Below are 18,408 nucleotides of genomic sequence, written 5' to 3'. Positions count from 1 at the left end.
GGCGGCCGGGCCGTTTCACGAGGAAGACGGACGATCAGTGACCCTTGATCACGGTGCCGGGCTTCAGGCGATAGCGCGTGCCGCAATAGGCACAGGCGGCTTCGCCATGGCTCACGTCGATGAACACGCGCGGGTGGCTGCTCCAGAACTGCATCTTCGGGTTCGGGCAGTGGACCGGGAGATCTTCAGCGCCGACTTCGACGACCGGCATTTGTTTGACTTCGCTCATGGGGTTCGGACCGTGGTGATATTCGATGAATTCGCGGTGTGCCGCGAATCCGAAGTTTCGAGGATTGCCCGGACGGTGTCGGTCACTGGGTGACGTCCGCCCGTTTACCAAAAGACGCTATTGTAAAGCAGCCGCCGCCCTTTGCGGACGGCTAGCCGCCCCGATGCCTATGGCAAGGTCCGCGTGGCGCGTATGCCACAGCGGCGGCGTTGCATCAGAAAAAACAGGCGAGTGACGGCTTTTCGCGTACTAAGTAACTATTTACCGTGGCTATAATGGCCTGACGTCCGCCGCCAATGATGAACATATTCACGAGACAATCCGGCAACCCTGGCGGGCGCCGTGACCGCTAGTGGTCATCTCGGGCGTGCCGGGCGCCGTCGGGACCGCTTCGCCCCGCAATGCCAGACACCGCGTCGCTCACCCCGGCGCTGCCCCCCAGCCGACCATGTCAATGTTTCGTTTGCCTGCCGCTGAACGTGAAGGGTTCGCGGCCGGTTTCCGCATTATTTCGCCGCTTTTGCCTGCCATCTTTTCGTGGGGTCTGGTGACAGGCGTCGCCATGAGTAAATCGGTGCTGACCGTGCCGCAAGCCATCGGCATGAGCCTGATGCTCTACGCGGGGTCGGCGCAACTGGCCTCGCTGCCGCTCTTCGCGGCCGGTATGCCGCTCTGGACGATTCTGCTGACGGTCGGCATCGTCAATCTACGCTTCGTGATTTTCAGCGCGGGCCTCCAGCCGCATTTCTCCTATTTGTCGTTGCCGCGTCGCATCGCGCTCGGTTACGTCAATGGCGATCTGGGCTTTGTGATGTTCATGAACCAGAACTTCGCGAACGGCTATGTGCCGGGCAAAGAGGGGACGTATTACGGCATTACGCTCTCCAACTGGGCGGTGTGGCACGTGTCGTCGATTCTCGGCATCGTGCTCGGGGCACTGGTGCCCGATAGTTGGGGATTGGGGTTCGCGGGCACGCTCGCACTCATTCCCATGATGGTTCACACGATCAACAGCCGCTCGACGATGCTGGCGGTGGCGCTCGCGTCGCTCATCGGGGTGCTCGCGTTCGATTTGCCGTATCGCCTCAATCTGGTGCTGGGTGTGCTCGGCGCGCTGGCCGCAGGCATGGTGTGCGACGAACTGGCGGCGCGCCATGCGAAGCGCCTTTCGCTCGCCAATCCGGTGCGGGTGCCTATTTCGACGGGGGACGACACAGCGGCAAATGCGCCGATGTCCTCGCAGATCGGTGAGCCGCAGCAGGACGCCGTCCATGAAGAACGCCGCACCTCGGGAGAGCGTCGCTGATGAGCACCTTCGAAATCTGGTTCGCCTTCGTCGCGATGACGGCCATCACCATCGTCACGCGCACCTTCTTCCTGCTCGCCGGCGAGCGTGTGACGCTACCCCAGCGTCTGCAACGTGCACTGCGCTACGCGCCAGCGGCGGCGCTTGCCGTCATCGTCGTGCCGGAGGTCGTGCTACTCGATCATCAGTTCGCCATGCATCTGGGTAATCACAAGCTCGCGGCGGCGGTGGCGGCCACCGGCTGGTTCATCTGGCGGCGCAACATGATCGAGATGATCGTGATCGGGATGGTCGTTTATACGCTGGGCCGACTGTTCCTGTAGGTGGAACGCCGGACCTGCAAAATGGGCATCGGGGCGGTCGGATCAGTTAAAATGCATGTTTTTCCCACCATTTATTCCGGATTCTCATGGCTTCCGTCGTACGTCTTTCCGATTTGATCGCCCAGGGCCGCCTCGCCGGCAAACGTGTCTTCATCCGCGCCGACATGAACGTGCCGCAAGACGATGAGGGCCGAATCACGGAAGACACGCGTATCCGCGCCTCGGTGCCGGCCATCCAGATGTCGCTCGACGCTGGCGCTGCCGTGATGGTCACCTCGCATCTGGGCCGTCCGACGGAAGGCGAATTCAAGCCCGCCGACTCGCTCGCCCCGGTGGCAAAGCGGCTGTCGGAATTGCTCGGCCGCGACGTGAAGCTGGTCTCCGACTGGGTCGACGGCGGTTTCGACCTGGCCCCGGGCTCGGTCGTGCTGCTCGAGAACTGCCGCGTCAACAAGGGCGAGAAGAAGGACAACGACGAACTGGCGCAGAAGATGGCCAAGCTGTGCGACGTCTATGTGAACGACGCATTCGGCACCGCCCACCGCGCTGAAGCCACAACGCACGGCATCGCCAAGTACGCCCCCGTCGCTTGCGCAGGCCCGCTGCTCGCCGCCGAACTCGAAGCGCTGGGCAAGGCGCTGAACGCACCGGCGCGTCCGCTCGTGGCTATCGTGGCTGGCTCGAAGGTGTCCACCAAGCTGACCATCCTCAAGACGCTGGCCGACAAGGTCGACCAGTTGATCGTTGGCGGCGGCATTGCCAACACGTTCATGCTGGCCGCAGGTCTGCCGATCGGTAAGTCGCTCGCCGAAGCCGATCTCGTCGAAGAAGCCAAGGCGATCATCGACGCCATGGCCGCGCGCGGTGCATCGGTGCCGATCCCGACGGACGTGGTGTGCGCGAAGGAGTTCAGCGCGAACGCCGAAGCGACGGTCAAGGCGTCGGCGGACGTGGCGGCCGACGACATGATTCTCGACATCGGCCCGCAAACGGCCGCCAAGCTGGCCGAGCAACTGGGCAGCGCGGGCACCGTCGTCTGGAACGGCCCGGTCGGCGTGTTCGAATTCGACCAGTTCGGTCACGGCACGGAAACCCTGGCGCGCGCCATCGCCGCAGCCAAGGGCTTCTCGATCGCCGGGGGCGGCGACACGCTCGCGGCTATCGCCAAGTACGGTATCGCCGATCAGGTCAGCTACATCTCGACCGGTGGCGGCGCTTTCCTCGAATTCCTCGAAGGCAAGACGCTTCCGGCCGTCGACGTGCTGGAACAACGCGCCGCCCAGTCGAACTGATCGGACGGATTGCGCGGAATGTGTGTTGGGTTTGCTCTGAAACGCGCAAACCCAGGTGGAGCGGGGCTTGCAGGGCACTCTGTTAGTCCGGAAAACATTCGCAGACGGCGGTTTTGATCGCTTTATTGCGAACGTTAGAGATCGAATCAAACGATTTCGTACGGACAATACAAACTTTTTGGTTAACCTGCGGCGGCCTAATTGCGTTACAAACCTCTAAGCGCCAGTAATGTCGAAAGCGCTGCTACCCAAAGAGGATGAAGAGATGGATGTAATGAACCGCTCCACCAAGATCGTCGCCACCATCGGTCCGGCATCGAGCACGCCGGAAGTGCTTTCGCGCATGATCGCCGCAGGCGTCGACGTCGTTCGCCTGAACTTCTCGCACGGCAAGGCGCAGGACCACATCGAGCGCGCCGAGATGGTGCGCGCGGCCGCTAAGGCGGCGGGCCGCGAAGTGGCCATCATGGCCGACCTGCAGGGTCCGAAGATTCGCGTCGGCAAGTTCGAGAACGGCAAGACCACGCTCGAAGCCGGCGCCAAGTTCATTCTGGACAGCGAGTGCGAACTCGGTAACGACGAGCGCGTCGGTCTGGACTACAAGGAACTGCCGCGCGACGTGCGCACGGGCGACGTGCTGCTGCTCAACGACGGCCTGATCGTGCTGATCGTCGACCGCGTGCTCGGCAGCGAGATCCACACGACCGTGAAGGTTGGCGGCGACCTGTCGAACAACAAGGGCATCAACCGCCAGGGCGGCGGGCTGACGGCACCGGCGCTCACGTCGAAGGACATGGAAGACATCAAGACCGCGATGGCGCTGGGCGCCGATTACGTCGCGGTCTCGTTCCCGAAGAACGCCACCGACATGGAAATGGCGCGGCGTCTGGCGAACGTGGCGGGCGAGCCGTACGGCATCAAGCCGCTGATGATCGCGAAGATCGAGCGTGCGGAAGCGATTCCGGCCCTCGAAGAGATTTTGGCGGCCTCGGACTGCATCATGGTCGCGCGTGGCGACCTGGCCATCGAAGTCGGTAATGCGGCCGTGCCCGCGCTGCAAAAGCGCATGATCAAGCTCGCGCGCGAAATGAATAAGACGACCATCACGGCCACGCAGATGATGGAGTCGATGATTCATAACCCGGTGCCGACCCGCGCCGAAGTGTCGGACGTCGCCAACGCGGTGCTCGACGGCACCGATGCGGTGATGCTGTCGGCAGAAAGCGCGGCGGGCAAGTATCCGGTCGAGACGATCGAGACGATGGCGGCGATTTGCGTCGAAGCCGAGCGCTCGGAAACGGTGGAACTCGATCGCGACTGGTTGAACCAAACTTTTACGCGCATCGACCAAACGATTGCGGCCGGTGCCCTGTTTACCGCGTATCATCTTGGCGCGAAAGCCATCGTGGCGCTGACCGAATCGGGCGCGACCGCGTTGTGGCTGTCCCGTCACAAGATCCATGTGCCGATTTTTGCGCTGACGTCCCAGATGAGCAGCCATCGCAAAATGGCACTGTATCGCAACGTCTACGCGATGCGCGCCGACGCCACGCATGACCGCGATCACGCGCTCAAGCAAGCCGAACAGCTGCTGCTTTCGCAGGGCGTTGTGAAGCGTGGCGACACGATCGTGCTGACGGTAGGCGAGCCGATGGGGCAACCCGGCGGCACCAACACGTTGAAGATCGTTCAGGTGGGCCAGGCATGACCAAGCGGGCCGCGCGAGTGCGGCGAGGCGGTGCGTACAGCACCTGCCGCGCCGGGCGCGAGCTGTCGTCATGTGGGGCGCCTCCGGATCGAAGAAAGATTTGCTTAGTTTTGTGATTCCAAGGAGAACATCATGCCCCTAGTCTCTATGCGACAGCTGCTCGACCACGCCGCCGAAAACGGCTATGGTCTGCCGGCCTTCAACGTCAACAATCTGGAACAGGTTTCCGCGATCATGGCTGCCGCCGACGAAGTTGGCGCGCCGGTCATCATGCAAGCCTCGGCAGGTGCCCGTAAGTACGCTGGCGAAGCGTTCCTGCGTCACCTGATCTCGGCGGCCGTGGAAGCCTACCCGCATATCCCGGTCGTGATGCACCAGGACCACGGCCAGTCGCCGGCGGTCTGCATGGCCGCGATCAAGAGCGGCTTCTCGAGCGTGATGATGGACGGTTCGCTCGAAGCGGACGGCAAGTCGGTCGCCAGCTACGAGTACAACGTCGAAGTGTCGCGCAAGGTGGTCGAGTTCTCGCACTACATCGGCGTGACGGTGGAAGCCGAGCTGGGCGTGCTGGGTTCGCTCGAAACGATGAAGGGCGACAAGGAAGACGGCCACGGCGCCGACGGCACGATGACCCGCGAGCAACTGCTGACCGACCCGGATCAGGCCGCCGACTTCGTGCATCAGACGCAATGCGACGCGCTGGCCATCGCCATCGGTACCTCGCACGGCGCTTACAAGTTCAGCCGCAAGCCGACGGGCGACATTCTCGCCATCGACCGCATCAAGGAAATCCACCGCCGCATTCCGAACACCCACCTGGTGATGCACGGTTCGTCGTCGGTGCCGCAGGAACTGCTCGCCGAGATCCGTGAATTCGGTGGCGACATGAAGGAAACGTACGGCGTGCCGGTCGAAGAGATCGTCGAAGGCATCAAGCACGGCGTGCGCAAGATCAACATCGATACCGACATCCGTCTGGCCATGACCGGCGCGATCCGTCGCTATCTGTTCGAAAACCCGAGCAAGTTCGACCCGCGCGACTACCTTAAGCCGGCTCGCGAAGCCGCCAAGCAGGTTTGCAAGGCGCGCTATCTGTCGTTCGGCTGCGAAGGTCAGGCTGGCAAGATCAAGACGGTCTCGCTCGACAAGATGGCCGAGAAGTACAAGAGCGGCGATCTCGCTCAGATCGTGAAGTAAATACGCGCATTGTCGCCGCGCCGGGTAACCCGGACGGCGAAATGCCCGACCTGCGAGGGGAGGACGCTGACGGACGTCGGACGCCCGCTACCGCTCAGGTCGCAGGCCCGGCTTTCGCCAGCACGCGCTGGAACAGAAGCCGGGCCTTTTCTTTTGGCATCTGCAACTGAAATTTGCCGCCCAGCTCGGAGCGGATGGTCGCGGTAATCATCTCCACGCCGTCGACAATCAGCGTCATCGGTTCGTTCATGTGCTGACGGGAGAAATCGCGCATGCGCGTGGTTGCGCTGTCGCGCAGACTCATCGTGATGATGACGTCCGTGTCCGTCGACCCGGATGATCCCATCGACCCATTGGCCGCCTGCGCCGGAAACTGTAATCCCAGCTGTTCGATGTCGCGCGCCGCGTAGAGAGCGAAGCGCGCGATGACATCGTCGTCTTCGGGCGCGGCGATGGCGATCAGCCGGGGGAGGACGGGTCGCTCGCTGGCGTCGGATGCGCTCCCGGCGGAAGCGACGCGGGGTGGCGCCGCCCGATGGACGGGGGCGTGCTGGGTCTGGGGTGTGGCCGTCGGCGCTGCCGTCTGCGCCAGCACGGGGGCGTTTGGCAGTGAGAGCAGGGCGACGGCAGCGATTATGACCGATGCGAAGCGTCCGAACACGCCTGCGCAGCTGCCTTCGTCAGGCCATCTCGCCATTCGTCCGATGCATGGCTGCCGGACAGTATGCGGTGTCGATGAGATCGTCATGGCAGCCCCCTCGGCCTCGTCAGGCCACTTTGGTCGGGTGAACGTTTCCATTGTAGGTAACATCCGGGCCGGTCGACGGACGTTACAGTGGCTCGTTGCACGGCCCACCCCTCCCGTCCCCCTCCCGTCCCCCTCCCCAACCCCGATGCAAAACGACAGGCACCCACCCGTTCCCGGAAGTTCGGAGAGATGACGCGTGGCAGTCTCCTGCCTCCCGTCAACCTGCCCGTTCCGGGCACCCCGGAGTTATCGATGCCGTTCAATCGCTTCCCTAAGACAATGACCTGGTGTTTTGGGATTTCGAGACCTGAAGCGTCTCCACCGCCCGCGCGCGCTCATGAGATGGCAAGCACGCTGACCGATGCCCGCCATCCTAATCCGTCGACGGCCGGGCCGAGCGGCGTGTCCCAAGCTCGTCAAGCGCCGTCCACGGCCGACTCGCCATCGCTGGAGATGCGCGTGACGATGGCGGCGGACTGGAAGCGTGCCACGTCGCACGATCTCCGGGACTCGGCCACATCCGGCCAAAGCACCGCCGTCGCGTCTCCGATCTCGCTTTGGGAGTACGACGACCCGGCGCCCGACTGGGCGGTGCCGCTGCGCGAGATGGCGCAAGCGTGGGTCGAGCGCTACGGCGTGAACACGGCGAAACTGATTCGCGTGGGAGGCGAGTGCACTCGCTTCGGCCTGCTGGAACTGGAGGGCTACCGTTTCATCGTGGGGCCGACGGCGACACCGGCCGAAGCGCGCAGCCTCACCCACATGCTCAAGATGAATCCGCAGATCGGCGCGATCTTCTGCGTCGAGCCGGGCACGATGCAGCGGCCATGTAACGGCGGTACATCTGACGGGGCGGGCTATCGGGAGCGTCCGATCGGCGATTACATCGCCAGCGTGACGCGCCGGGGCGGCCGCCGCAGCGCACCGGACTCGGGCGCGCACGCCAGCGAGAGCGCAGGTGAGAGGCTGTCCACCGCCGCCAGCCATCTCGACGGCGGGCTCTCGCACGTGCAGTTCATGGAGTTCACGGGCATGGAGCGCTTCGACACCCAGATCGACGGTGCCGCGCTCTGGCGCGCCGGTCAAGGCGTGGCGGATTTCATGCGGCAGCATCCGGGCAAGATCCCGCTTGTCTGCTCGGAGCGGGGCATCGCCCGTCCGTGCGCCGTGATTGCCAGCGCGGCGCTGCAATTGCGCGGCGGCGACGCCCGGCTGCGCAGCCTCCTCGCGCACGAAGTCGTCCGGCAGCGGGCCGAAGCCAGCGATCATCACATCAACGTGGCGGCGCGCAGCTTCGACCTGATTGCGGAATTGTCCCGGCTCACGACCATGCTGCGCGAGCCGGGAAGGGGCGACACGCGCAGCGAGCGCAAGGTACACATCCTCAGGCAGCAACTGATGGGAAAAGACCTTGGGGTCAAGATCGACTGGCAAAGCCGGGAGGGACGCCGCCGACTCGCCGACTATCTGGAAGCGAACTTCGAGAAGGTGTCGCCGTTGCTGGCGTCGGGTGGCTTGCCAGCCGGTACGGCCATGCTGTGGTTGCGTGACGAACTCGACGTGCTGAACGGCATCCGCTTTCTGTCGGCTGCGTACATCGATGGCCACACGGACCGGATCTCGCAGGAGGCCATCGCCGTCAACGACCCGAATGCCGTGAGGCTCGTGTCGTTCGACGACTACGGCCTCACCTGCGACAACAAGTATTACGACGTAAGTTCGGTGGCTGGCTGGTACCGGCATTGTCTGGGGGCGTCGAAGCTCCTCACGAACCCGGTCTCGCGTGCGCCGGTCGTGGCACTGCTGGTGCAGGCGTCCGAAAAGTCGCGGCTGGAAGCGCAGTTCCGCCGCTGGCCGGTCTAAGCCGCCGAAGGGCAAAGGCGGCGCGCGGCCCACGGAACATGAAGACGACGGCTCCATCGACTCGCCGGACCGACATCTTCGTGAAACGCCCCCCGACACGCGTATAATTACGCCTTTGCCCTTCCTGATATTGGGTCCCGCCGTGACTACCCCCGCTCTGAACGCCCTGTACGAATCCTCCCTCAAGAGCCTGCCGCTGCTCTCGCGCGGCAAAGTGCGCGATAACTACGCCGTCGGCGACGACAAGCTGCTGATCGTGACGACGGACCGCCTCTCGGCGTTCGACGTGATCATGGGCGAGCCGATTCCGGGCAAGGGCCGTGTGCTCAACCAGATGGCCAACTTCTGGTTCGACAAGCTCGCACACGTTGTGCCGAACCACCTGACGGGCGTGGCCCCGGAGACGGTCGTCTCCGCCGACGAAGCCGCGCAGGTCGCTGGCCGTGCGGTCGTGGTCAAGCGTCTGAAGCCGATCCTCGTCGAAGCCGTGGTGCGTGGCTATCTGGCTGGCAGCGGCTGGAAGGACTATCAGGCAACGGGCGCGGTGTGCGGCGTGAAGCTGCCCGCGGGTCTGCAAAACGCACAGCAACTCCCCGAACCGATCTTCACCCCGGCGGCCAAGGCCGAACTGGGCGAACACGACGAGAACATCAGCTTCGACGACATGGTCAGCCGCATCGGTCGCGAACTGGCCGAGCAGATCCGCGAGATCTCGATCCGTCTGTACAAGGAAGCCGCCGCTTACGCCGCTACGCGCGGCATCATCATCGCCGACACGAAGTTCGAATTCGGTCTGGATGACGACGGCAAGCTGCACCTGATGGACGAAGCCCTGACCGCCGATTCGTCGCGTTTCTGGCCCGCCGATTCGTACGCCGTGGGCAGCAACCCGCCGTCGTTCGACAAGCAGTTCGTGCGCGACTGGCTGGAAACGCAGCCGTGGGGCAAGACCCCGCCCGCACCGGCGCTGCCGACGGAAGTCGTCGAGAAGACGGCCGCCAAGTACCGCGAGGCGCTCGAGCGCCTGACCGGCCAGCAACTGGCCTGAGCGGGGCACTGAGACTATGAGCGACAAACAAGCCGTGGCCCCGCGCGTTGGCGTGGTAATGGGGTCCAACTCGGACTGGGAAGTGATGAAGAACGCGGCCGCCGTTCTGGCCGAGTTCGGTGTGCCTTACGAGGCGCAGGTCGTCTCGGCGCACCGCATGCCGGACGACATGTTCCGTTATGCCGAAGCCGCACGCGAGCGCGGTCTGGTCGCGATCATCGCCGGTGCCGGCGGTGCCGCGCACCTGCCGGGCATGATCGCCGCGAAGACGACCGTGCCGGTGCTGGGCGTGCCCGTGCCGAGCAAGTATCTGCGTGGCGAAGACTCGCTGCTGTCCATCGTGCAAATGCCCAAGGGCGTGCCCGTCGCCACCTTCGCCATCGGTGAAGCCGGTGCGGCCAACGCGGCGCTGTTCGCCGTCTCGATGCTGGCTGCCGACGACAAGACGCTCGCCGATAAGCTCGACGCGTTCCGTGCGAAGCAGACCGAAGCGGCGCGCGGCATGACGCTGCCCGCGCTGTAAAAGAAAAAACGTCCCCGCTACCGTCTGTTCCTAAACGTCGATGAATTCCGTCTCCGCTGCGCCCGTCCTTCCCGGCCAATGGCTGGGTATGCTGGGCGGCGGCCAACTCGGCCGCATGTTCTGTTTTGCCGCCCAGTCGATGGGTTACAAGGTCTGTGTGCTGGACCCGGACCCGCGTTGCCCGGCCGGTGCCGTGGCCGACCGTCTGATCGTGGCCGATTATCGTGACGAGACGGCACTCGCCGAGCTGGCCGCGCTGTGTCCGGCCGTGTCGACCGAGTTCGAGAACGTGCCGTCGCAGTCGCTCGATTTCCTCGCGCAAACCACGACCGTGAGCCCTGCCGGGCGCTGCGTCGCGATTGCGCAGGATCGTGTGGCGGAGAAGCGTTTCATCGAAAGCTGCGGTGTGCCCGTGGCCCCGCATCTGGTGATCGAGTCGAACGAGGCGCTCGCCGCCATCGGCGACGCGGCCATCGAGAGCGTGTTGCCGGGCATTCTGAAGACGGCGCGTCTGGGCTACGACGGCAAGGGGCAGGTGCGTGTGAACACGTCCGCTGAAGCCCGCGAAGCCTATGCGGCACTCGGCGGCGTGCCGTGCGTGCTGGAGAAGCGTCTGGCGCTGGCCTTCGAAGTGTCCGTGCTGAGTGCACGTGGCGCTGACGGCAAGGTCGCCACGTACCCGCTCGCCCAGAACGTCCACATCGACGGCATTCTCGCGACGACGACGGTGCCTGCTCCCGATGCGGCACCGGCGATTGCCGACGCCGCGCGTGCGGCGGCTGCGGCGATTGCGTCGCAAATGGATTACGTGGGTGTGCTGTGCGTCGAGTTCTTCATCCTGAAGGACGGTTCGTTGGTCGCGAACGAAATGGCGCCGCGCCCCCACAACAGCGGTCACTATACGATCGACGCTTGCGCTTCGAGCCAGTTCGAACAGCAAGTGCGCGCGATGGCCGGACTGCCGCTCGGCGAGACGCGTCAGCACTCGCCAGCCGTGATGCTCAACATCCTCGGTGACATCTGGTTCGACGGCCCGGCCAAAGACCAGCCGCGTACGCCCGCCTGGGCGGCGGTGGCGGCGCTGCCGTCCGCACGCGTGCATCTGTACGGTAAGGAAGACGCGCGCGTGGGCCGCAAGATGGGCCACATCACCTTCGCAGGCGCTACGCTCGACGAAGCCCGCAAGGCGTGCGTGAGCGCAGCGGCCAGCCTCGATATCCCGCTGGAAGACTAAGCGCGCGCGATGTCCACGCCCTCCACGCCCTCCACGCCCTCCACGCCCCAGACACCTCTGACGACGTCGCCGTCCGACGCTTCGCGCATTGTCATGCCGCCTGCGGCTGCCATCACGCAAGCGGCCGAGCAACTGGCGGCGGGCGAGTTGGTCGCGTTCCCGACGGAGACGGTCTACGGGCTTGGCGGCGACGCGGAGAATCCAGCGGCTGTGGCGTCGATCTACGCGGCGAAGGGGCGTCCGGCTAATCATCCGGTCATCGTGCACTTTTCGCCGGAAGGCGATCCCGGCTACTGGAGCGACGACGTCACGCCTGCCGCGCGCAAGCTGATGGACGCGTTCTGGCCCGGCCCTCTCACGCTCATTCTCAAACGCGCACCGCATATCCCGGACGCCGTCTCCGGCGGTCAGGATTCGGTCGGTTTGCGTGTGCCGTCGCATCCGGTGTCGCAGGCGTTGCTGCGCGAGTTCGCCCGGATCAAAGGCGGGCAGGGTGGTGTGGCAGGTCCGTCCGCCAACCGGTTCGGTCAGGTAAGTCCGACCGCCGCTCAGCACGTGCGTGACGAGTTCGCCGGATTGCCGGGCGTGACCGTTCATGTGCTCGATGGCGGAGAAGCGGCCGTCGGTATCGAGTCGACCATCGTGGATCTTTCGCGCGGATTCCCGGCGCTGCTGCGTCCGGGGCATATCACGCCGGAACAGATCGCCGAGGCGCTGGGCGAGATGCCGCGTCTGCCGGGGCAGGACAGCAATGCACCGCGCGCCTCAGGCACGCTCAAGGCGCATTACGCGCCGCGCACGCCGTTGTATCTGTGCGACGCCGGGCAGTTCGCGGCGGCGCTGGCCGTGCGTCCCGCAGGCGAACGTGTGGCCGTGGTGGCCTTTGCGCCGACACTCGCGACGCTTCCCGCCGATATCGCCGCCTCCACCGACATCGTGAAGCTTGTGCTGCCTGCCACGCCCGCCGGTCTGGCGACCGATCTGTACGCGATGCTGCGCCGCCTCGACCGCGCCAACGTCACGCACATTCTGTTCGAGCGTCTGCCGGACACGCCCGCCTGGGCGGCTGTCGGCGACCGCCTTGGCCGCGCCGCAGCGGCATTCGAACGCGCTTAGATCTCCTCTCCCGGCTTAGGTCGTCTTTCCCTCCGGCATCGGCGTCGTCTCACGTGCATGACGCCATTCCGGCGGCCCGAACAACGCCATCCACTTGTTTCTCCAGCCCGGCATCGTGGCGACGTCGTGCGCCATCGTGCGCCATTCGTGGAACGTCAATGTGATCGGGTTATGGGTGTGGATCTGATCGACGATGCCGTATTCGCACGGCTCGGCGTCGCTTTCTTCGACGTATGAGCCGAACATGCGGTCCCAGATCACCAGCACGCCTGCGTAATTCCGGTCGATGTAGCGCGGGTTGCGTGCGTGATGTGCACGATGGATCGACGGCGTATTGAGCACGTACTCCAGCCAGCCGAGCTTCGGAATTGCCTGCGTGTGCACGAAGAACTGGAACGCGAGGTTGAGCAGCACCACGCCGACGATCTGGATCGGGGTGAAGCCGATGAGCGCCATCGGCGTCCAGAACAACCACATGCCCGCCACCGGGTACATCAGGCTCTGCCGGAAGGCCGTCGACAGATTCAGCCGCTCGGACGAGTGATGCACGACGTGCGCCGCCCACAACCAGCGAACGCGGTGGCTGGCGCGGTGAAACACGTAGTAGAGAAAATCCTGAACGATGAAGAGCAGCACGAAGCCGACCCATCCGGCGGGCATCGTGTAGATACGGTGATGGTCGTAGAGCCACGCGTAGAACGGCACGATGAGCAGCCATGCGAGCTTGTCCGCGCCCTGATGCATGAGCGCGAGCGTCGCGTTGCTGATGGTGTCCTTCAGGCTGTACATGCCGGGACGGCGGCGTCGCCAGTACCACGCCTCGATGCCGATGCACAGCACGAAGACGGGCGCGAGCGCCAGCAGAATCAACTCGACGTTCATGACCTCGCGTCTCCTCACGATTGGGTCATCTGAACCGGTGTCCCTGCATCTCTTGACGTGCCAATTTACGTGACACGGCCGGTGCAGGTGACACCGATGGAACGTCTATTCTGACGCGAATCACCCTCGCTGGCGCTGCCGTTAGAGGGAAACGTCAAGTGCCGCGCCGGGCCTCGCTTCTGCGTCGATGCACGTCGAAAGCACAACGTAAGCGTGATGCAAGCCCGACGCCAGCTCCACTCAAGGGGCGCTCATGGGGCACTCATGGGGCATTTTCGTACACCCACGAAATCAGCGCGTCGTTGAACGGACGCGCGTTGCTGGCCTTCGGATCGTTGATCAGCGACACCACGACGTAAGTGCTGCCCGAGCGCGTCGCAACGTAGCCAGCTACCGCACCCACATCGTCGAGCGTGCCCGTCTTGATGTGCGCGTTGCCTGCCACGTCTCGATTGGTCAGACGATTGCGCATGGTGCCGTCGACGCCGACCGTCGGCATCGATTCGATGAGCACCTGCCCGGTCGGGCTATTGATGCCGTGTTGCAGCAGCCGCGCCAGTTCCGAAGCGCTGATGCGCTCCACACGTGACAGACCGGAGCCGTTCTCCACGACGAGGCCCGGCGTGGCGATATCGTTCTTCTCGAGCCAGCGGGTGAGCACTTCACGCGAACGGGCGATGCTGGCGGGCGTTTTGCCGTCGGCGGCGAACCCCAGCGTGAGGAACAACTGACGTGCCATCACGTTGTTGCTGAACTTGTTCATGTCGTGCACGACTTCGGCCAGCGTCTGACCGCGGTGCGTGACGAGCAGACGTGCACCCGGCGGGACAACACCCGTACGTACGTTGCCGGTGAACTGGCCGCCCGATGCCTGCCACAGCGCACGGAAGCCACCCAGGAAGAAGCGGTCGCGATCGGGTGCGGCGATGTTCCATCCCTTGTCCTCGCACGACGCAGGATACGTGCCCGAGAAGTGCGCCACATAGGCGCCGTCGGGTGTCGTGCTCAGTGTGGGATGAATCCGCGTGAGCCAGTCGCCGCAATTGCCTGCGGGCGTCGACGACATTTCGTTCGCCACCTGCAGGTTCGCGAGCGGAGGCAGCACGCCGACGTCCACGGTGCCGTTCGGATTGCCGGTGAAGCTGAAAGACATCGCCTTGAACGAGTACAGCAGCGGATCCGGCGCGACGTTGTAGGGACGGTCGGTGTCGCCGTCGATGGGCCCTTGCGCGCCGATGTCCGCGCTATAGGCCGAACGGTCGAGCACGATGTCACCGTTGATGTTCGTCACGCCCGCATTGCGCAGTTCGGTGACGAATTTCTCCATCTCTTCCGGCACCAGCTTCGGATCGCCCGTGCCCTTGAAGTAGAGATTGCCGTTGAGTGTACGACCGTCGGATGCACCGTCGGTGTACGCCTGCGTACGCCAGCGATAGTCGGGGCCGAGTGTGTCGAGCGCAGCAATCGTCGTGACGAGCTTCATCGTCGACGCGGGATTGCGCGGCACGTTCGGATTCACGGCGAGCAGCGGTGCAGGCACCGCGCCACGCGTTTGCAGCGGGTTGTCCACTTTCGCGACGATCACGCTCACGTGCGACGCGGGCACCTTGCTCGCCGCCAGCGCGCGGGCCAGCGGTTGCGGCAACGGTGTGGCATGCGGTGCCGTCACCGGCACCCTCGGCATTTTGCGCTTCGCCTGCTTTTCGGATTTTGCGTGCACGGGCACGCTTGCCAGCATGGCAATGGCCAGCACCGCGCCACAGGCGCGCGCTACGTTAGGCATTGGGGAAATGGCGGAGCGGGACGGAAGTGACGAGTGCGGGAGGGAGCTGAGGCGATGCGGTGCGTCGGACGCGTGACGAAGGCAATGCAAAGGGCGGCGGGGCAGGCGTAGCAAACGCATGACGGGCGGAGTTCTCCAGTGTTGCGCGCTGCGAAACCCCACAGCGCAGTGCGATGCGTGCCATTGTAAGTCCGACGTGCAACGAACTGTCGCTACAATGAGTCGAATTCCGGTGAGTGTCACTCGAAGGCAACATTGAGCGATCCCTCGCGACGCGCTTTGCGTCGTGCAAATCGATGGACGCCCAATGCTTGCGACCGATGTCGGACACCCCGGGCAAAGCCTCAACCGGTGCCAAACCATGCGAATTTTGTTGGTGGAAGACGATACGATGATCGCCACGGCCGTCATGAAAGGTCTGCGCCAGGACGGCTGGACCGTCGACCATGTCGGCGATGGGCAGCGCGCGCTCGACGCGCTCGCCGTGGAGTCGTACGACGCGCTGCTGCTCGATCTCGGTCTGCCGCGTCGCGACGGTATCGACGTGCTGCGCACGCTGCGCGGTCGTGGCCAGACGCTACCGGTGCTCATTGCCACCGCGCGCGATGCCGTGGCGGACCGCGTCAAGGGGCTGGACGCCGGTGCCGACGACTACCTCGTCAAACCCTTCGATCTCGACGAACTCGCGGCGCGGCTGCGCGCACTGGTGCGCCGTCAGGCCGGGCGCAGCGAGCCGTTGCTGCGTCATGGCGGCATTGTGCTCGACCCGGCAACGCGTCAGATCACCTGCGACGGCACGCCCGTCATGCTCTCGGCGCGCGAATATGCCGTGCTCGAAGCGTTGCTCAATCGCCCCGGCGCGGTGTTATCCAAGTCGCAGCTCGAAGAGCGCATTTACGGCTGGGGTGAGGAAGTCGCGAGCAACGCCGTCGAAGTCCACATTCACGGGTTGCGCAAGAAGCTCGGCGCGGATGCCATCCGCACGGTGCGTGGTGTCGGCTATATGATGCCCGCGCAGACGAACGAGTTCCCGAACGGTGGCATGTCGGCGCCGGAGGCGAACTGATGCGCTCGATTCGTCGCCGTCTGCTCTTCGGCTTGCTCATTACGCTGGCGATTGCGCTGGTGCTCGCAGGCATCGCCATCTTCCGTCAGGCCCGCACGGAAGCCAACGAGTTGTTCGACTTCCAGTTACAGCAGATGGCGTTGTCGCTGCCTGCCGAATCGTTCTCCAGCGTGCCGGGCGAGCACAACGACACGGAAGGTCTCGTCATCCAGATATGGAGCCAGAACGGCGTGGAGTTGTACTACTCGCACCCGCGCACCCCACTGCCGCCGCGTGCCGAACTCGGCTTCACCACCGTGCAGACCCCCGTCGGCGACTGGCGCGTCTACGCGGCGCGCGTGGGCGATAACGTCGTGCAACTGGCGCAGCCGATGGTGATCCGCGACTCACTCGCCGTGTCGATGGCGTTGCGCACGCTGCTGCCGCTGGTCGTGGCGATGCCGTTGCTCGGCTTGCTCGTGTGGATTGTCGTGGGACGCGGGTTGAGACCGCTGCGTCGTGTGACGAAGGCGCTCGATGCGCGTGCGCCGGGCGCATTGGAGGCGTTCCCCGAAGCCGGTTTGCCGGACGAAGTGCGTCCGCTGGTGCGTGCGCTTAACAGCTTGCTCGGCAGGCTCGACGACGCACTGGTCCAACAAAAGGCCTTCGTTGCAGACGCCGCACATGAGTTGCGTACGCCGCTCGCCGCTTTGCAGCTTCAGGTGCAGTTGCTCGAACGCGCGCACACCGATGCAGAGCGTGCCGAAGCCATGCGCGATTTGCGTGAGGGCGTGCGTCGTGCATCACACATGGTCGCGCAGTTGTTGACGCTGGCGCGCCAGGAACCGGATGCCGCGCGTGCGGCAACGGCGTTCACCGACTTGCCGTTGGCTCCGCTGTTGCAGGACGTCGTGGCGCACCATGCGGCGTTGGCCATCGCACGCGGCATCGATCTGGGGCTGGACGCCCCCGACGCGCTGGCGCAGATCAGTCGCGTGCGCGGCGACACGAACGCACTGCAAACGCTCTTCGGCAACCTCGTCGACAACGCGCTGAAATACACACCGCGCGGCGGGCACGTGGATGTGCGTCTGATCTCGGCAACGCCCTCTCCGGTGGTCGAGATCGAAGACACCGGCCCGGGCATTGCACCGGCCGAGCGCGAGCGCGTGTTCGATCGATTCTTCCGTGGCGGCGCGGCGGCGGCGGATGGCACGGTGCCGTCCGATGCGTCGGGCCAGTACCCGGCGGACGCGGCAAGCGAGCCGGACGCGCCGCGTGCGCAGGGCAGTGGTCTGGGTCTCGCCATCGTGCGAAACATCGCGCAGGCGCATGGCGCACAGGTGGAGTTGCTGGACGCTCGCAACGGTCACGGATTGCGCGTGCGCGTGAGCTTCGGCGGCGCGACCTCGGTGCCGCCTGCGCTGTGAACTCACGAGTAGCGCGGGTATCGTGGGCATCGCGTCTTGCGGTGCCAGCGCTCGTGCCGACACCGCGTTGACGACGGACTGCGCCGCTCATCCGCGCGTCACGCCCGTGACCTTGTCGTTTTCAATCGTGAGCGTGCGGCGATCCGGCCGGTGATCGCGCGTCGTCGGCATGGCACGGCCGTCCTGCATGCCGATGCGCCACGGACACCCTTGCAACATCGACTTCGCTTCCGTAAGCGACTTGCCGACGATGGCCTGATCGGTCGGCGAATCCTTCGAGCATTCGCCGTTCTGGCTTTGCATCTGCCCGGACATCGCCCCTTGCGCTGGCGTCGAGTCCGCCGGGCCCTGCGTGCCCACGCCATTACCCGAGGCGGCCTGCGCAGACATCGCCAGCGTCAGACAGAAAAACGTACCGGCTGCGCCGATCCAGCCTGACGCACGACGCGCATGGCGTACGCGGTGACGGGGCTGGGAGGGCTGGGCGGGCGTGGACGCTGCGGAGGTGCCCAACATATCGATCTTGCGCATCGTGATTCTCCTGTCGATGAAAAGGCGCGGCGCGAAATTGCACCACCCAGCCACCGTAGACAGCGGCACGCGACGTATGCAAGTCGAACGACGCGAGGTGCGCCTTCAAACGCCAGCAACCGTGACGCATAGCAATCGCTGGCGCTCCGA

17 protein-coding genes are annotated in these 18,408 nt (G+C 64.8%); 12 read left to right on the top strand and 5 right to left on the bottom strand.

Features of this window, described 5'->3' with window-relative positions; translation table 11 throughout:
* Positions 1 to 34 precede the first annotated feature (34 nt).
* Complete coding sequence (locus tag NTU39_RS19825; RefSeq protein WP_039396595.1) at positions 35 to 229, bottom strand: zinc-finger domain-containing protein; 195 nt, start codon at positions 227 to 229, stop codon at positions 35 to 37.
* Between the two features lie 454 nt (positions 230 to 683).
* Between NTU39_RS19825 and NTU39_RS19820 the strand changes: the two genes are divergently transcribed.
* The 5 genes from NTU39_RS19820 to fba all read left to right on the top strand — a co-directional run bounded on the left by NTU39_RS19820 (position 684) and on the right by fba (position 6,055).
* The gene (locus NTU39_RS19820) at positions 684 to 1,535 is read left to right on the top strand and encodes an AzlC family ABC transporter permease (RefSeq protein WP_246184717.1); all 852 of its coding nucleotides are present in this window, start codon (positions 684 to 686) and stop codon (positions 1,533 to 1,535) included.
* The gene (locus NTU39_RS19815) at positions 1,535 to 1,858 is read left to right on the top strand and encodes an AzlD domain-containing protein (RefSeq protein ID WP_046292787.1); all 324 of its coding nucleotides are present in this window, start codon (positions 1,535 to 1,537) and stop codon (positions 1,856 to 1,858) included. The genes NTU39_RS19820 and NTU39_RS19815 overlap by 1 nt, the downstream gene beginning before the upstream one ends.
* Before the next feature lie 86 nt (positions 1,859 to 1,944).
* Positions 1,945 to 3,150, top strand: a complete 1,206-nt coding sequence (locus tag NTU39_RS19810) for a phosphoglycerate kinase (protein WP_257958366.1) — start codon at positions 1,945 to 1,947, stop codon at positions 3,148 to 3,150.
* Between the two features lie 274 nt (positions 3,151 to 3,424).
* Positions 3,425 to 4,858: a pyruvate kinase gene (gene pyk, locus NTU39_RS19805; protein WP_150665940.1), complete on the top strand. Its 1,434-nt coding sequence runs from the start codon at positions 3,425 to 3,427 to the stop codon at positions 4,856 to 4,858.
* Between the two features lie 132 nt (positions 4,859 to 4,990).
* The gene (gene fba, locus NTU39_RS19800; protein WP_039396607.1) at positions 4,991 to 6,055 is read left to right on the top strand and encodes a class II fructose-bisphosphate aldolase; all 1,065 of its coding nucleotides are present in this window, start codon (positions 4,991 to 4,993) and stop codon (positions 6,053 to 6,055) included.
* A gap of 94 nt (positions 6,056 to 6,149) precedes the next feature.
* Here fba and NTU39_RS19795 read toward each other — a convergent pair whose 3' ends face one another.
* Positions 6,150 to 6,752, bottom strand: coding sequence for a hypothetical protein (locus NTU39_RS19795; RefSeq protein WP_257958365.1), 603 nt, complete (start codon positions 6,750 to 6,752; stop codon positions 6,150 to 6,152).
* A gap of 453 nt (positions 6,753 to 7,205) precedes the next feature.
* On the opposite strand from NTU39_RS19795, the gene NTU39_RS19790 reads away from it, so the two are divergent.
* The 5 genes from NTU39_RS19790 (at position 7,206) to NTU39_RS19770 (ending at position 12,587) form a co-directional block, all read left to right on the top strand.
* Complete coding sequence (locus NTU39_RS19790; protein WP_257958364.1) at positions 7,206 to 8,666, top strand: hypothetical protein; 1,461 nt, start codon at positions 7,206 to 7,208, stop codon at positions 8,664 to 8,666.
* 157 nt (positions 8,667 to 8,823) lie between these two features.
* Positions 8,824 to 9,714 (top strand): phosphoribosylaminoimidazolesuccinocarboxamide synthase, encoded by an 891-nt coding sequence (locus NTU39_RS19785; RefSeq protein WP_039402467.1) that lies wholly within the window; start codon positions 8,824 to 8,826, stop codon positions 9,712 to 9,714.
* Between the two features lie 16 nt (positions 9,715 to 9,730).
* Entirely contained in the window at positions 9,731 to 10,237 is a 507-nt protein-coding gene (gene purE, locus NTU39_RS19780) for a 5-(carboxyamino)imidazole ribonucleotide mutase (RefSeq protein ID WP_257958363.1), read from the top strand.
* Positions 10,238 to 10,277: 40 nt separating this feature from the next.
* Positions 10,278 to 11,471: a 5-(carboxyamino)imidazole ribonucleotide synthase gene (locus NTU39_RS19775; RefSeq protein ID WP_150665943.1), complete on the top strand. Its 1,194-nt coding sequence runs from the start codon at positions 10,278 to 10,280 to the stop codon at positions 11,469 to 11,471.
* Between the two features lie 93 nt (positions 11,472 to 11,564).
* Positions 11,565 to 12,587 (top strand): L-threonylcarbamoyladenylate synthase, encoded by a 1,023-nt coding sequence (locus NTU39_RS19770; RefSeq protein ID WP_150666119.1) that lies wholly within the window; start codon positions 11,565 to 11,567, stop codon positions 12,585 to 12,587.
* 15 nt (positions 12,588 to 12,602) lie between these two features.
* Here the strand turns inward: NTU39_RS19770 and NTU39_RS19765 are convergent, their stop codons facing one another.
* The gene (locus NTU39_RS19765) at positions 12,603 to 13,469 is read right to left on the bottom strand and encodes a sterol desaturase family protein (protein WP_150665944.1); all 867 of its coding nucleotides are present in this window, start codon (positions 13,467 to 13,469) and stop codon (positions 12,603 to 12,605) included.
* A 262-nt stretch (positions 13,470 to 13,731) separates the two neighbouring features.
* Positions 13,732 to 15,252, bottom strand: a complete 1,521-nt coding sequence (dacB, locus tag NTU39_RS19760; RefSeq protein ID WP_150665945.1) for a D-alanyl-D-alanine carboxypeptidase/D-alanyl-D-alanine endopeptidase — start codon at positions 15,250 to 15,252, stop codon at positions 13,732 to 13,734.
* A 361-nt stretch (positions 15,253 to 15,613) separates the two neighbouring features.
* Between dacB and NTU39_RS19755 the strand changes: the two genes are divergently transcribed.
* Positions 15,614 to 16,318 carry a response regulator gene (locus NTU39_RS19755; RefSeq protein WP_257958362.1) on the top strand — a complete coding sequence of 235 codons (705 nt, stop codon included), beginning with the start codon at positions 15,614 to 15,616 and terminating at the stop codon, positions 16,316 to 16,318.
* A complete protein-coding gene (locus tag NTU39_RS19750) occupies positions 16,318 to 17,727 on the top strand; it encodes an ATP-binding protein (protein WP_150665947.1) in 1,410 nt (469 codons plus the stop codon). Before NTU39_RS19755 ends, NTU39_RS19750 begins: the two co-directional genes overlap by 1 nt.
* Positions 17,728 to 17,814: 87 nt before the next feature.
* Here NTU39_RS19750 and NTU39_RS19745 read toward each other — a convergent pair whose 3' ends face one another.
* On the bottom strand, positions 17,815 to 18,258 hold the full coding sequence (locus tag NTU39_RS19745; RefSeq protein WP_257958361.1) for a hypothetical protein: 444 nt from the start codon (positions 18,256 to 18,258) through the stop codon (positions 17,815 to 17,817).
* Between the last annotated feature and the right edge of the window lie 150 nt (positions 18,259 to 18,408).

Origin of the sequence: Pandoraea commovens, from assembly GCF_024704525.1 — a bacterium.
Classification (GTDB): domain Bacteria; phylum Pseudomonadota; class Gammaproteobacteria; order Burkholderiales; family Burkholderiaceae; genus Pandoraea; species Pandoraea commovens.
Note: the sequence above shows the minus strand (reverse complement) of the source record. Positions and strands in the feature narration are given on the sequence as shown.

Bases quoted from the DNA above. Each gene is read 5' to 3' on its own strand.
- NTU39_RS19825 (WP_039396595.1), bottom strand. From the start codon at position 229: ATGAGCGAAGTCAAACAAATGCCGGTCGTCGAAGTCGGCGCTGAAGAT.
- NTU39_RS19820 (WP_246184717.1), top strand. From the start codon at position 684: ATGTTTCGTTTGCCTGCCGCTGAACGTGAAGGGTTCGCGGCCGGTTTC.
- NTU39_RS19815 (WP_046292787.1), top strand. From the start codon at position 1,535: ATGAGCACCTTCGAAATCTGGTTCGCCTTCGTCGCGATGACGGCCATC.
- NTU39_RS19810 (WP_257958366.1), top strand. From the start codon at position 1,945: ATGGCTTCCGTCGTACGTCTTTCCGATTTGATCGCCCAGGGCCGCCTC.
- pyk (WP_150665940.1), top strand. From the start codon at position 3,425: ATGAACCGCTCCACCAAGATCGTCGCCACCATCGGTCCGGCATCGAGC.
- fba (WP_039396607.1), top strand. From the start codon at position 4,991: ATGCCCCTAGTCTCTATGCGACAGCTGCTCGACCACGCCGCCGAAAAC.
- NTU39_RS19795 (WP_257958365.1), bottom strand. From the start codon at position 6,752: ATGGCGAGATGGCCTGACGAAGGCAGCTGCGCAGGCGTGTTCGGACGC.
- purE (WP_257958363.1), top strand. From the start codon at position 9,731: ATGAGCGACAAACAAGCCGTGGCCCCGCGCGTTGGCGTGGTAATGGGG.
- NTU39_RS19775 (WP_150665943.1), top strand. From the start codon at position 10,278: ATGAATTCCGTCTCCGCTGCGCCCGTCCTTCCCGGCCAATGGCTGGGT.
- NTU39_RS19770 (WP_150666119.1), top strand. From the start codon at position 11,565: ATGCCGCCTGCGGCTGCCATCACGCAAGCGGCCGAGCAACTGGCGGCG.
- NTU39_RS19765 (WP_150665944.1), bottom strand. From the start codon at position 13,469: ATGAACGTCGAGTTGATTCTGCTGGCGCTCGCGCCCGTCTTCGTGCTG.
- dacB (WP_150665945.1), bottom strand. From the start codon at position 15,252: ATGCCTAACGTAGCGCGCGCCTGTGGCGCGGTGCTGGCCATTGCCATG.
- NTU39_RS19755 (WP_257958362.1), top strand. From the start codon at position 15,614: ATGCGAATTTTGTTGGTGGAAGACGATACGATGATCGCCACGGCCGTC.
- NTU39_RS19750 (WP_150665947.1), top strand. From the start codon at position 16,318: ATGCGCTCGATTCGTCGCCGTCTGCTCTTCGGCTTGCTCATTACGCTG.
- NTU39_RS19745 (WP_257958361.1), bottom strand. From the start codon at position 18,258: ATGCGCAAGATCGATATGTTGGGCACCTCCGCAGCGTCCACGCCCGCC.